Source organism: Thioclava sp. F36-7, from assembly GCF_002020075.1.
GTDB lineage: Bacteria > Pseudomonadota > Alphaproteobacteria > Rhodobacterales > Rhodobacteraceae > Thioclava > Thioclava sediminum.
The window spans coordinates 96870-110314 of sequence record NZ_MPZR01000011.1 but is presented as its reverse complement, the minus strand read 5'-3'; the positions used below and the strand labels follow the sequence as shown (position 1 = coordinate 110314).

The window sequence follows — 13445 nt, the reverse complement described above, 5'->3', positions numbered from 1 at the left end:
CACCGCCGAGTTGGTCGCTATTCGCCGGCCAAGCGCATGTAGACGTCTTCGTAGCGGATGATGTCATCCTCGCCCAGATATGCGCCGGTCTGCACCTCGATCAGCACCATCGGCAGCTTCCCGGGGTTTTCGAGCCGATGCGTCTCGCCGATCGGGATGTAGACGGATTCGTTTTCCGTCACGAGGCGGGTCTCGGGGCCCAGCGTCACCAGCGCGGTGCCTTGCACAACGATCCAATGCTCCGCCCGGTGGTGATGGCTTTGCAGGCTGAGCGCCGCGCCGGGCTTGACCGTGATGCGCTTCACCTGAAAACGATCACTGAGTACAAGGCGTTCGAACCAACCCCAGGGCCTGTGATCGCGTGGAAAATCCGTCGCTTGCGCGGCGTTTCGCGCCTTGAGCGCGCTTACCGCCGCCTTCACATCCTGCGCGCGCGAGCGATGCGCAACAAGCACCGCATCAGGCATCGCCACCGCGATCACGTCCTCAAGCCCGATCCCGACCATCTCGATACGCGGATCTTCGGAGCGCAGCAGGCTGTCGCGACAGTCAATCGCCGTCGCAGGCCCCGAGAGCGTCACCCCGTCCGGACGCGAGGAGGCATGAGCGCGACGCACCGCTTCCCAGTCGCCAAGATCGGACCAGCCCGCCTGCACAGGCATGACGGAGACGGTCTCGGCCCGCTCCATGATCGCGTAATCGATAGAGATGTCGGGGGAGTCGCTCCATGCCTCCGGATCGAGGCGCAGAAATCCCAAATCGGCGCACGCCGCAGCAAAGGCTTTTTCAACCACAGCGAGAACCGTCGGCGCATGGGTTCGGGCTGCGTCGAGGATTGCCCCTGCCGAAAACAGGAACACCCCGGCATTCCACAGGTACTCCCCGCTCTCATACATCGCGCATGCCTGCGCGATGTCGGGTTTCTCGATGAACCGGAGCAAAGGCACGACGCCCTGCGCATCTGCCTCGCGACCGGGTTCGAGATAGCCATACCCCGTTTCCGCACGGTCGGGCGTGATGCCGAAAGTTACCAGCCGCCCTGCCCGCGCCGCTGGCTCCGCCGCCGCGATCGCATGCCGAAACGCGTCTGGATCCGCGATGACATGATCCGACGGAGCGACCAGCATCAGCGCCTGCTCTCCGGCCTTTTGCGCGACCCAAAGCGCGGCCGCGAGTATAACGGGCGCGGTGTTGCGGCCCTCGGGCTCGAGCATCACCGCGCCCGGGTCGATCCCGGTATCGGCGAGCTGCTCGGTCACTATGAACCGAAAATCGGACTGTGTCAGGACCACGGGGGGCGCGAAACCCTCGCCCGACAGCCGTTCGGCCGTGGCCTGAAACAGCGTCTTGGGGCCAGTCAGTTCTGCGAATTGCTTCGGGTAGCAGCGCCGGGACAGTGGCCATAGGCGAGTGCCCGATCCGCCCGCGAGAAGAACCGGAGTGATCATGCGTATCCTCCCAAAACAGCGGCAGATTTTCTGCCTGCCACGAGCCTGGCACAGGCATCCCTAACGCAAGGTTAACTTCGGATCGGACAACCTAAGCGCGCACGTTTTCGCGCAGGTTCGCCTTGCCTGATTGACTTTCCGCGCCCGATCCCTCAGCCAATACGGGCGTAATTCGATTGAACAGAAAGCCCTTTCATGACCGATCAAAGCCCGGCCCGCGCGTGGCATGTGGCCCAGTTCAAGCCCAACAGCGCCGCGATCGCCCGGCGTAATCTGGAGCGGCAGCGGTTCGAAATTTTCCTGCCGATGGTCGAGACGACGCGTCGCCAGTCGGGCAAGTTCGTGACCCGCAGTGCGCCGCTCTTTCCGGGCTATCTTTTCGTGCGCGAACAAGAGAAATCGGCGCGTCTGGGCGCGGTGAACGGCACGCAGGGGATCACGCGGCTCGTGGCGCTCGCGGGGCGTCCGACACCGGTCCCCGACGCGATGATCAAGGCGCTGCGTGCGCGCTGCGATACGCAAGATCAGTTGCAGCCGCTGCCGGACTACGCACCGGGAGACGAGGTCACGCTGGCGACCGGTCCCTTCGCGGATTTCGTGGCGACGGTCGAAAAGGTCGATGCCGAGAAACGGGTCTGGCTGCTGCTGGATTTCATGGGCCGCGAGACCCGGATCAAGGCGACATCCGACGCCTTGATCTGAGGGTCTCGAAGCAGCGCGACAACCTAGCCTTTGTGCTGCTCATACGCGGCCAAGGCGCGCGCGCGTCCCTCTTTCAGATCGATCAACCGTTCGGGATAATCCTGATCCTGCAATAGCTGCCAACGCACTGGAATCGCTTCAAAATAATCCGTCGCCGTCTCGGGCGGGTTGGCCTGTCCCTCGGCGATGAAATCCTTCCGGTAGCGCCCGTCCTTGTCGAATTTTTCGAGCTGCGTCTCGGGATTGAACACGCGGAAATAAGGCGTCGCGTCCGGCCCCGGCCCGGCCACCCATTGCCAGCCCATCGCGTTGCTCGCCGGATCCCAATCGATCAGGCAATCCTCGAACCAGCGCAGCCCCACCCGCCAATCGGTCATCAGGTGCTTGCTGAGATAGGAGGCCACGATCATGCGCGCGCGGTTATGCATCGTGCCGGTGACATACATTTCGCGCATCGCCGCATCGACGAAGGGCTCCCCGGTCATGCCGCGCCGCCACGCCTCGGCGTCGTTATTGTCGCGCCGCCAGTCGAAGCCGTTCCACTCCTCGCGCCAGTTGCGCTCTGCCATGTCGGGCCAGTGGAAGAACAGATGCCACGCGAATTCGCGCCAGACGAGCTCCTTCAGGAAGGTCTCGGCGCCTTGATTGCCCTCGCTCATGTAGCGATACCCGGCGTGCCAGATCGTGCGCGGAGAAATCTCGCCATAGGTGAGGTTTTCCGACAGACCCGAGGTGCCGCCCGAGGCGGGCACGTCGCGCTGCGTCTTGTAGTCCGAGAGGCGATCGCGCAGGAAATTCGACAGACGCGACTGCGCGGCGCGCTCGCCGACATTGACATGTTTCGCGACGATTGCCGCGCCGCGCCGCATCCCTACCCCCATCTTCCAGTCGTCCAGCTTTTCGCTTTCCGGCCAGGCATTTGGAGCACGAAGCTCAGAGACCGTCTTAACTTCCGGCGGGATGTCCGTGCCCTTCACTGCGTTCCAATAGGGCGTGTAGACCTTGTAAGGCCCGCCCGTTTTCGTCTCCACGGTCCACGGCTCGAACAAAAGATGTCCGATGAAGCTTTTGGCCTCGATCCCCGCCTCGGAGAGCGTGGATTTGACCTCCGTATCGGTGTCGCGGCCCGGCTTGTCGTAGCGGCGCGACCAGTAGACTGCGCCTGCCCCTGTCTCCTCGATCAGTGCTTGCAGAACCTTCAGCGGCGCGCCTTTCCGCAGGATCAGCTGCGAGCCTTTCTCCGCGAGACTCTCCGCGAAGGCCTCCACGGCAAGCCCGAGCCGCCATTTCGCCGCCGCCCCCAAGGCTTCGACCTGATCGTCATGGATGAAGACCAGGATCACCGGGGCACCGGTCTTCGCAGCCGCCGCCATCGCCTCGTGATCGTGGAATCGAAAGTCGCGCCGCAGCCATAACAGGACGGGGGTGTCACTCATGCTCGTCTCCTTTGCCTCCCTTTCCCTACGCGCCGCGCCCGATCCGGTTCAGTCGCGCCCAAATTTTCCGCAACGCCCCTCCGCGTCGAGGCTTTTCCACACTTTGCCGCAGGGCTCCTGCCTATCTGCCGTGCAAATGCCTCTTGCGAGGGCGAAAAAGCCGCTCTAGCGTTTTCACAAAACGAACACAAAACAGGGAATATGCAATGAAGACTTCTGCTCTCCTTCTGGCGGGGATTGCCGTGGCCGCGCTGAGCGCCCCGGCCCGTGCCGCCGATCCGGACCTGACCATCTTCGATTGGGCCGGTTTCGAAATCCCCGGCCTCTTCCAGCCCTATATCGATAAATACGGCGACAGCCCGACCTACGCTTTCTTTGGCGATGATGACGAGGCCTATCAGAAACTTGCTTCGGGCTTCAAAGCAGACGCGGCGCATCCCTGTTCGCAGATGATCTCGAAATACAAGGATGCCGGGCTGATCGAACCCTGGGACGTCTCGAAGATCCCGGAATTCAAGAATATCGACCCCAAGTATCTGAATTCGAAGATCTTCGTCGATGACGACAAGAACGTCTGGTATCTGCCGACCGACTGGGGCGCGACCGCGATCGCCTATAACCCAGACAAGGTCCCGGTCGAAGATGTGGCGAGCCTCAATGTCTTCATCAATCCGAAATATGCGGGTCGCACTTCGCTGCCCGACAGCTCGGACGATGTCTGGGCGCTGGCCTATCTCGCGACCGGCGTGACCGACTGGACCAATGTCACCGACGAACAGTTCCAGGCCGCCGCCGACTGGCTGCGTGAAGCCAACAAGAACGTCCAAAGCTACTGGACCGACCCCTCGCAGCAGGCGCAGCTGATGGCCTCGGGCGAAGTGCTGGTCGCGTGGTCGTGGAATGACGGCGTCGCCTATCTGCAAGACGACAACTACCCGGTCGCCTTCCAGCGCGAGGCGAAAGAGGGCTCGTCGACCTGGTTCTGCGGTTTCGTGAACCTCAAGGACGGTCCCGGCTCGGAAGAAAAGCTTTATGATTTCATGAACGCATGGCTGCGCCCCGAGGCGGGCCCGGTTCTCGTCGACGAGATCGGCTACGGTCACACCAACACTGAAGCGATGAAGCTGATCCCGCCAGAGCAGCTGGAAACGGCGGGCCTGACCGAGATCAACGCGCCGATCCTCGCGCAGACGCCGAACTCGCCGGAACTGCGCGAAAAGCAGCTGGCCGAGTTCGAGAAAATCAAGGCTGGCTTCTGATCACTGCGCCGAATAGATCACAGCGAAGGGCCGCGTCTGACGCGGCCCTTTTTAATTCCCCCTGCTGCGCTAGCTGCGTCCAACCGACCATTTGAGACAGACCATGATACTCGACGCAGCCATTATCCTTCTCGCCCTGATCGTCCTTGCCGCGATGTTCCTGCCCCAACTGCGCGACCGCCCGAAATGGCGCGCGATGGTGACGCCGTTGGCCTCGATCATCGGCTCGGGGTTTCTGGTGCTGGGGCCGATCCTAGAGGTGCGCTACGGCAGCTTCGCCCCGCTCGCGATGGCGGCTTTGTGCGGTCTGGGATGGTTTTTCGGTGCGGCCGTGCGCGCCAACATCCGCGCCGAGGAGGTGCCCGACACCGCCGTGATCAAACGTATCGAAGAGGTGGCGCAGCTGGCGCTCGCCTTCGCCTATGTCATCTCGGTCGCCTATTACCTCAATCTGTTCGGGGCCTTCGCGGTCTCGCTCACGCCGTGGAACACGGATTTCGCGGCACGCGCGGTAACCACGGCAATGCTCGCCATCGTCGCCATCGCCGGGTTCTCCGGAGGGTTCAAACGGCTCGAGCAGATGGAATATGCCTCGGTCGCGCTCAAGCTCGCGATCATCGCCGGGCTGATCCTCGGGCTGGCGGTCTATTTCGGCAAGGTGGCCGTCGCCGGAGATCTGGTGGTCGATGCACCGACTCTGGGCCCGTGGGACTCGCTGCGGTTGCTCTTCGGCCTGATCGTGACCGTCCAGGGGTTCGAGACCGCGCGTTATCTGGGCAAGAGCTACGATGCCGACACCCGGGTCGCGGCGATGAAATGGGCGCAGATGCTCGCGACGGCGATCTACATGGTCTATATCGCGCTGCTCGCCCATATCTTCACGCCCAACGCCCATAACCTGACCGAGACCGCGATCATCGACATGATGCGCGTCGTCGCTCCGATCCTGCCCGCGATGCTGGTGGCCGCAGCGCTGGCAGCCCAATTCTCCGCCGCCGTGGCCGATACCGGGGGCGCGGGCGGTCTGATCGCGGAGTTCTCGCGCGGGAAAATCCCGCAAAAAGCGGCCTATCCGGTGTTGATCGGCGCAGGCATCGCGCTGACTTGGACGACCGATCTGTTCCAAATCATCTCCTACGCGTCGCGCGCCTTCGCGGGCTATTACACGCTGCAAGCGGTGCTCGCCGCACTGCAGACCGAGGGCACGAAACGCTACGCGTTCTGGGCGCTCGCCGCTTTGGGCGTGGCGATCACGCTTCTTGGCATTCCGGCGGAAGGCGACTGATCGGCGGGGCCGCTGCGGCTCAACTCTCGGAAAGCGCCTGCGCATGCAGCCGTGCATCGAGCGCGTAATAGTCGCCGATGAAGCCGCGAATATCGTCTGTCAGGAACGCCTCATAGGGCGGCGTGCGCGCGCCCATCCACTCCCCCGGAAGCGCATCGGCGAGATTACGGGACGGCCGCCCGCCCGCCTTTTGCGCGGCATTGGTCAGCCCCAACCGGATGTCGCGAAGCTCCTCCGGCAAGCGATCCCGCAGGAAGCTCTCGAAGCTCTCGATCTTCTCCAGCGCGAACAGCCGGTCCCAGCGGCGATTTTGCAGGTAGCTCCACTGCGCGGCCCAATGGCTGTCCTGCACCTCGCGCGCGGTGGCGTTGATGTAGAAACAGAGCTGCCGAAAGCTCAATCCGCGTTCGATCATCTCCCGGTCCGGATCGTCCCCGCCCGCGAAAAACGCATAGACCGGGCGCGTGTGATGGAGCACCGATTCCTGCGTTCGGTTGCGCCCGAACTTGTCGCAATAACAGCTGACCAACCGGTCGACGGGATCGCGCAGCAGCGCGACCGAGACCCAGTCCGGCGCGTGATCGACGCGGTCGCGCGCGGCGAAAGCCCAATGGCGCGCCTGCATCCGGCTTTGCCCGGAGTCGAGCCAGTAATGCGACATGCCGGGTTCGGGCCGCCCGTCGCCCACAAGCCGGAGCGCCCAATCCTTGACCGAGGTATTGGCGACCTTTGCAATCGGGCAGAACACCACGCGCGCAGGTGCGATATACAGCATCGCGCCGTCGTATTGGCTGCGATCGTGATCGCGCAGCAGCCGCGCCTTGCGGCGATATTCCTCCGATCCCCGCAATTCTCGTTCGACATCGGCGACGGACGCGCGCCGCTCCTTCAACGCGCTCTGCGCCGCCTCTTTCGCGGGCCGTCCGAGATAGGCTAGGAACAAGATGTCGATCGCTGCGGGCGTGGCCTGCATCTGCGCGGTGAGATCGGGATCAGCAAAGGCGACAGGGTGCGGGGGCAAATCTTTCATGCGGCGAGACTTTCATAACGGGAGATCAACGGCGCGAGCTGCGCGGGCCAGCCATATTGCGCGACCTCGTCCGGGCGGCGCTCCGATCCGATCGACTTGGTCATGGCATCGCGCAGCAGACGGCGGAACTGCTCCGGGTCGTCTGCGACATGCACGCCGCTGAGGCGTTCCGCCTCTTCGAACCCGCGCATCGCGGGGCGCATCGCGACGACCGGCTTGCACGACAAAAGCGCCTCGGCGGTCTTGAGATTGGTGCCGCCGCCCTCGGTGATCGGCAGGCATATGGCGCGGGCATGATGCAGAAGACCGCTCAAGGCTTCTTCCTCCACCACACCAAGGGGCACGACGAATTCCGCGTTCATCTGCGCGTACCGCCGAAAGCGGTCGTCGTCGGTGATCAGATGGGTCATTCCGCCTGCCACGGCGAGGCGACTGCGCGGTGGCAGGAAGCCGGGAATTTCGCCGAAGGACGCCCAATAGCCGCGCGCGTTCGGCGGATGGGCAGAGCCCGCGACAAGCGCGTAGGGTCCGTCTAGCGGCGTTGACGGGACCGTTTCGGGATCGCGCGCCCAGCAGCCGTTTGGCGCGACAACGACCTCTGCCGCGCCCGGCAGGCGCGCGAAATGGCGCGCATCGGCCTCACAGACCGCGACGGTGAGATCGGCCCTCGCGACGAGCGCGGCCTCGAGCGCCTCAGCCTCCGCGCGCCAATGCGGATCGATCAGCGAGGCCTCGACATTATGCGCGGAATAGATCAGCCGGGCGCGGCGCAAGACCGGATCGCGGTCCAACGCCTCGGCGAATAGCGGATAGAGCCACGGATGTTCGAACTGCACCGCATCGGGGGAAAAATCGCGCAGCTCCCTGATCAGCCCTTCGATCAGCGGATGATCTTTGAGCGTGTCGGAGAAATGGAGATCCTCGCGGCGCTGCGGATCGTGAAGACGCGGCAGCAGCGCCTCCGGCACCGCCGTCCGGCGCTCATCGAGCGAGCCGTCGGGATAGCCGCGGGTCGAGTAGATCGGGACGTAGCGGAAGATGTGGCCCGCCGCCCGCGCCTGCCGGGCGATGGCAGCGACCCGACGCTGGCCGCCATGCAGCTGGCGGTGGATCGGGTAATGACCGAAAGCTGCGATCTTCATGCGGCATCCTCGCGATAGGGGATCGGCTGGCGCCTCTGCTGGGTCCAAGCAGGGTCGCGCGTGGAGGTGTCACCACTGGCCGCGTCGAACCCGGCGGTGAGCGCCGCTCGAAAATCGGCCCAGCGATGCGGCGTGAACCGCTCCGCTTGCGCACAGGCCGCGCGATAGGCCGCCTCGTCGTCCATCAGCGCCTCGAGGCGGGCAAGCCAGCGCTCTCCCTCGAATAGCCCGATCGCCTCCGCGCAGCCCTCCGCCGCCTCGATCAAGGCGGGCGCATCCGAAGTCAGACAGGGCTTGCCATGCAAAAGCGACTCGACAACTGGTAGCCCCCAACCCTCGTAATGAGACGGGTAGATCGTGTAGCGACAATGGGCATAGAGCGCCTCCAACTCGACGTCGTCGACATCATCGAGGATGCGGATCGCGCCATGCGGCAAGCCGGGATCCGCGCGCACCATTTCAAGCAGCGGGCCGATCGACCAGCCGGGCTGCCCGACCCAGACCAGCGGCATGATATCGCCCGCGCGGCGCGCAGCCAGTTCGCGCCAGATCCGATAGGCGAAATCATGGTTCTTGCGCGGCTCCTGCGTGCCGACCATCAGAACGTAGCCCCCAGGCTCCAGATCGCGCTGTGCGAAGAGCCCCGCGAGATCGGTGGCAGGCGTCGTCTCGCGCAGCGCATCCGCGCCAAGCGTCACGACGCGCACTTTCTCCGGCTCCAGCTCGGGATAGCCGCAGCGGGCGGCGTGGGCGAGCAGATCGCGCCACGTCACCTCTGAATTCGTCCAGACCCGATCCACACCCCAGAGCATCCAATGCAGCGCGGGCGGAAAGGTTTTGCGCGTCGTGGGTTCGGCGACATGCCCCCAAAGGATCGGGATCAGGTCATGGATGTAATAGCTCAGCCGCCACCCATGAGCGGTCCGCATCTCATAGGCGGCCCGGTAGCGCGCATCGCCCCAGAACCCACCGGCAGAGACATACTCGCCCACCTCTTCCGACGCGATCCGATTTCGCTCCGCGCAGATTTGGTCGTGGACCGTATGCACCAGCCCGTAATGCGCCCGGTGATTGAGCGCATCGAGCGCCCGGATGCGCGGCGCGATCCCCGGCGCGACCCGTTCCAGAGCCACGAGCCCACGGCGCATCAGGGCATATTCCTCGCCGCTCAGCCGCAGCAATTCCTCCGCCACGGCGCTCTCGCGGCGCACGCGGGTCTCGGCCTCGTCGTATCGCCCGCCCTGCCCGACAGCCCGCATCCGGCGCCGGGCGCGCCAGAAAAACCGGCCGATCCGCGCCCAGGAGCGCCAGCGCCGCGGCGCGGTGAGCGCGCGTGAAGGCGCCTCCGGCTGACAACCGTTGCGGAAGATCACCTCCTCGAAGATCGCCTGCGGGATGCGATAGAACCCGCCGCGCGCCGCGTCATAGATCGCGGGCACCGCGCGCGCCCCGAACTGGGCCGCAAACGCCCGCCAGACCTCATGCTCCACCCGCAAGATGCCCATCGGCCGCCAATGGCGGAACTGATAGCTGGTACTGAGATCGATCAGGATAGACTTGTCGCTCATCGCGCCCCTCCGTGGCCAGTTCTTGACCCGACTCGAGCTATAGCGCACGGCAAGTTCACGTCCGGTTAATGCGCATCAGGCGCGCGCGACGCCTTGAAGCGCCCCAATCTTCCCCCTATATTCCAAGACGTTCCCGGCAACGGGGACTATGGGCATAAACGCGCATGAAATAAGCGGATCGGACCCGGGGGCGGTACCCGGCGGCTCCACCAATCAACCCTCGTTGGGGGAGAATGGGGCCGAAATAGGATCGACGAACGTGTAAAGATGTTTGCTTTGTCCCGGTGAGCTACCACCGTTATCGGTGCGATTTGTACAGTTGCCAACGACAACCGTGCTCCGGTCGCTCTGGCTGCGTAAGCAGCTCGGGTAACCGAAACTTAACTCCTTGCGCTTAGCCGCGTAAGGCGGGGCCCGCAGGAGCCTTGCAACAGAATCCTGCACTTTCCCCCCTCTTTTTGCGATGCGACCGGCGTTAACCAGTTTGAAATCCGTGCCTGCCATGGTGCCCCCAGGACCGACGGGAAACGGAGGGGCGCGATGTCCCGGCTTGCGAGGATCGAAACGTGGCTCCATGCCGTATGGGGCGAAGGTCGGCTGGACGAGGTCGACGGGTTGTTCGATGCCGAGGCGGAGGCGGACGGGCTAATGCCGGGGCTCGAATTGCGACCGCAGGAGTTTCGTGAGCTGGTTCCGGCTCTGCGGGCGCATTTGCATGGCATCGAGATCACCGTGCTCCGCCATGTCGAGACGGAGGACTGGCTTTGGACGCTTCTGAAAATCGCGGGGAAATCGGCACAAACGGCGCGCGCGGTGGAATTCACCGGGCAACTGACGATGCGGTTTCGCGGCGACAGGATTGTGGAAGCCTATAATAATTACGACGTGATCGCGCTTTTCGAGGCGTTGGAGATGATGCCGCGCGACACCGTCGCGCTCTGCCTGTCGGGCGAAGTGCTGGGATAGGCGCCGCCCCCGTGAGGTTCGCCCCAAGGTTGCGCAAGATCGAAGACCGCCGCACCCGGCACATGCCCTCGACGTCAGCCTTCGCGCGGCTCTGCCCGCCTTGCGGCCCGCCACGAATCCCCTATGCTGAGCGCGAGAAGAAAGGGACCCGGCCATGACGCAATCCATTGATTACGGCAACCTGATGCATCACGCGATGCGCGGGCTGATCCAGACAGTGCTGAGCGACATCGCAGCCAATGGTCTGCCCGGCGAGCACCACTTCTTCATCACCTTCGACACCCGTCACCCCGATGCCGAGCTGGCCGATTGGCTGCGCGAACGCTACCCCGAGGAAATGACCATCGTCATCCAGAACTGGTATGACAATTTCGAAGTGGGAGAGGACGGGTTCTCGATCACGCTGAATTTCGGCAATTCGCCCGAGCCGCTCTATGTGCCGCTCGACGCGATCACCACCTTTGTCGATCCTTCCGTCGAATTCGGCCTGCGTTTCGAGACGCAGGAATATGACGAAGACGACGAGATCGAAGAGGGTGAAGTTGCCGAGGAGGAAGAGGCCGCCCCCGCCGAGCGTGGCGAGGCCGAGGTCGTCAGCCTCGATCAGTTCCGCAAGTAACCCAGTGGCTTCGGAGCCTCTGGACCGCGACACGCTCCTCTCGCTCTATCACGGCTATCTCACTTGCCTGAATGAACAGAACTGGGCGCAGCTCGGCGATTTCGTGCATCCGGAGGTCACGCATAACGCGCGCCCGCTCGGCCTCGCAGGGTATCAAGCGATGCTCGAGGACGACCATCGCGCGATCCCCGACCTGCACTTCCGCGCAGAAACGCTCGTGGCCGATCCGCCGGTGATCGCAGCCCGGCTGCGTTTCGACTGCACGCCCGTGGGAATGCTCTTCGATCTGCCGGTGAACGGCCGCCGCGTGACCTTCGACGAACATGTCTTCTATCGCATCACCGAAGGCCGCATCCGCGAGGTGCATTCTCTGATCGACCGCGACGCGATCGCCGCACAGATCTGAGAGCCGCCCCAAGTATACCTCCGTATACCGTTGCAAAATCCCTCCGCGCGCCCTATCAGTGCGAGCGAAAGATTGCGCGCAATCATGGAGGCCCAGATGACCGCGACCCGCACCGAGACCGACAGCTTCGGCCCGCTTGAAGTTCCCGCCGACAAATATTGGGGCGCGCAGACGCAGCGCTCGATCATGAACTTCCCGATCGGCTGGGAGCGCCAGCCCGTCCCGATCATCCGCGCCCTCGGCGTGATCAAGAAAGCCTGTGCGATGGCCAACAAGGCGCAGGGCAAGATGGACGCGAAGATCGCCGATGCGATCATCGAGGCCGCGGGCGAAGTGATCGAAGGCAAGTTCGACGACAACTTCCCGCTGGTGGTCTGGCAGACCGGCTCGGGCACGCAGTCGAACATGAACGCGAACGAGGTGATCTCGAACCGCGCGATCGAAATTCTGGGCGGCGAGATGGGCTCGAAAGACCCGGTCCACCCGAACGATCACTGCAACATGGGACAGTCCTCGAACGACACCTTCCCGACCGCGATGCATGTCGGGATCGCAATGCAGGCGCGCGACGTTCTGCTGCCCGGTCTGCGCAAGCTGCACGCGGCGCTTGAAGCCAAGTCCCAGGATTTCAAGGACATCATCAAGATCGGCCGCACCCATACGCAGGACGCGACGCCGCTGACGCTTGGTCAGGAATTCTCCGGTTACGCCCATCAGGTGAAGAAGGGGATCGAGCGCGTCGAAGCCTCGCTCGGCGACATTTACGAACTGGCCCAAGGCGGCACCGCCGTCGGCACCGGTCTGAACACGCAAGTGGGTTGGGCCGAGACCGTCGCGGCGAACATGGCCGAGATCACCGACCTGCCCTTCGTCACCGCACCGAACAAGTTCGAAGCGCTCGCCGCGCATGATGCGATGGTGATGTTCTCGGGCGCGCTGAAGACCGTGGCCGCCTCGCTCTTCAAGATCGCGAACGACATCCGCCTGCTGGGCTCGGGCCCGCGCTGCGGTCTGGGCGAGCTGATCCTGCCGGAAAACGAGCCGGGCTCCTCGATCATGCCGGGCAAGGTGAACCCGACGCAGGCCGAAGCGCTGACAATGGTCTGCGCGCATGTCATGGGCAACGACGCCGCCGTCGGCATCGCCGGCTCGCAAGGCCATTTCGAGCTCAACGTCTACAACCCGATGATGAGCTACAACGTGCTGCAATCGATGCAGCTTCTGGGCGACAGCGCCTCGGCCTTCACCGACAACATGGTCGCGGGCATCGAGGCCAACGAGCCGCGCATCGAGAAGCTGCTGCACGAGTCGCTGATGCTGGTCACCGCGCTTGCGCCGACCATCGGTTACGACAACGCGACCAAGGTTGCGAAGACCGCGCATAAGAACGGGACCACGCTGAAGGAAGAAGCGATCAAGCTTGGCTTCGTCGACGAGGAAACCTTCGACAAGGTTGTGCGCCCCGAGCAGATGATCGGCCCGAAAGCCTGATCCAAGCTCCCATGAATAACGAAGGGCGGCCCCGGTGGCCGCCCTTTTGCATTTGGGGCTCCGCACGGCCCCTTCGCTCTTGCTCAAATATCC

General features: G+C 63.9%; 12 protein-coding genes and 1 other RNA gene. 8 read left to right on the top strand and 5 right to left on the bottom strand.

From position 1 onward, the window contains the following. Positions 1 to 17: 17 nt before the first annotated feature. Positions 18 to 1448: a mannose-1-phosphate guanylyltransferase/mannose-6-phosphate isomerase gene (locus BMI89_RS18185; protein ID WP_078572254.1), complete on the bottom strand. Its 1431-nt coding sequence runs from the start codon at positions 1446 to 1448 to the stop codon at positions 18 to 20. A 195-nt stretch (positions 1449 to 1643) separates the two neighbouring features. On the opposite strand from BMI89_RS18185, the gene BMI89_RS18180 reads away from it, so the two are divergent. Then, entirely contained in the window at positions 1644 to 2150 is a 507-nt protein-coding gene (locus BMI89_RS18180) for a transcription termination/antitermination NusG family protein (protein WP_078572253.1), read from the top strand. Between the two features lie 23 nt (positions 2151 to 2173). Here the strand turns inward: BMI89_RS18180 and BMI89_RS18175 are convergent, their stop codons facing one another. Then, entirely contained in the window at positions 2174 to 3586 is a 1413-nt protein-coding gene (locus BMI89_RS18175; RefSeq protein ID WP_078572252.1) for a deoxyribodipyrimidine photo-lyase, read from the bottom strand. 206 nt (positions 3587 to 3792) lie between these two features. Between BMI89_RS18175 and BMI89_RS18170 the strand changes: the two genes are divergently transcribed. Further along, positions 3793 to 4845, top strand: a complete 1053-nt coding sequence (locus BMI89_RS18170) for an extracellular solute-binding protein (RefSeq protein WP_078572251.1) — start codon at positions 3793 to 3795, stop codon at positions 4843 to 4845. A 103-nt stretch (positions 4846 to 4948) separates the two neighbouring features. Continuing rightward, entirely contained in the window at positions 4949 to 6130 is a 1182-nt protein-coding gene (locus tag BMI89_RS18165; protein WP_246832067.1) for a hypothetical protein, read from the top strand. A 19-nt stretch (positions 6131 to 6149) separates the two neighbouring features. On the opposite strand, the gene BMI89_RS18160 is transcribed toward BMI89_RS18165, so the two are convergent. From BMI89_RS18160 to BMI89_RS18150, 3 genes are read right to left on the bottom strand one after another with little or no spacing between them, the layout of a single operon-like run. Next, complete coding sequence (locus BMI89_RS18160) at positions 6150 to 7160, bottom strand: sulfotransferase family 2 domain-containing protein (protein WP_078572250.1); 1011 nt, start codon at positions 7158 to 7160, stop codon at positions 6150 to 6152. Further along, on the bottom strand, positions 7157 to 8302 hold the full coding sequence (locus tag BMI89_RS18155) for a glycosyltransferase (RefSeq protein WP_078572249.1): 1146 nt from the start codon (positions 8300 to 8302) through the stop codon (positions 7157 to 7159). The genes BMI89_RS18160 and BMI89_RS18155 overlap by 4 nt, the downstream gene beginning before the upstream one ends. Next, positions 8299 to 9870, bottom strand: a complete 1572-nt coding sequence (locus BMI89_RS18150) for a glycosyltransferase (RefSeq protein WP_078572248.1) — start codon at positions 9868 to 9870, stop codon at positions 8299 to 8301. The genes BMI89_RS18155 and BMI89_RS18150 overlap by 4 nt, the downstream gene beginning before the upstream one ends. Before the next feature lie 89 nt (positions 9871 to 9959). Here BMI89_RS18150 and ssrA point away from each other — a divergent pair. The 5 genes from ssrA (at position 9960) to fumC (ending at position 13352) form a co-directional block, all read left to right on the top strand. Continuing rightward, positions 9960 to 10315, top strand: a transfer-messenger RNA (tmRNA) gene (ssrA, locus tag BMI89_RS18145). Positions 10316 to 10410: 95 nt separating this feature from the next. Continuing rightward, entirely contained in the window at positions 10411 to 10836 is a 426-nt protein-coding gene (locus BMI89_RS18140; protein WP_078572247.1) for a nuclear transport factor 2 family protein, read from the top strand. 154 nt (positions 10837 to 10990) lie between these two features. Then, complete coding sequence (locus BMI89_RS18135) at positions 10991 to 11455, top strand: ClpXP protease specificity-enhancing factor SspB (RefSeq protein WP_078572246.1); 465 nt, start codon at positions 10991 to 10993, stop codon at positions 11453 to 11455. A gap of 4 nt (positions 11456 to 11459) precedes the next feature. Further along, a complete protein-coding gene (locus tag BMI89_RS18130; protein WP_246832066.1) occupies positions 11460 to 11861 on the top strand; it encodes an ester cyclase in 402 nt (133 codons plus the stop codon). Between the two features lie 96 nt (positions 11862 to 11957). After that, positions 11958 to 13352, top strand: coding sequence for a class II fumarate hydratase (gene fumC, locus BMI89_RS18125; protein ID WP_078572244.1), 1395 nt, complete (start codon positions 11958 to 11960; stop codon positions 13350 to 13352). Positions 13353 to 13445 lie beyond the last annotated feature (93 nt).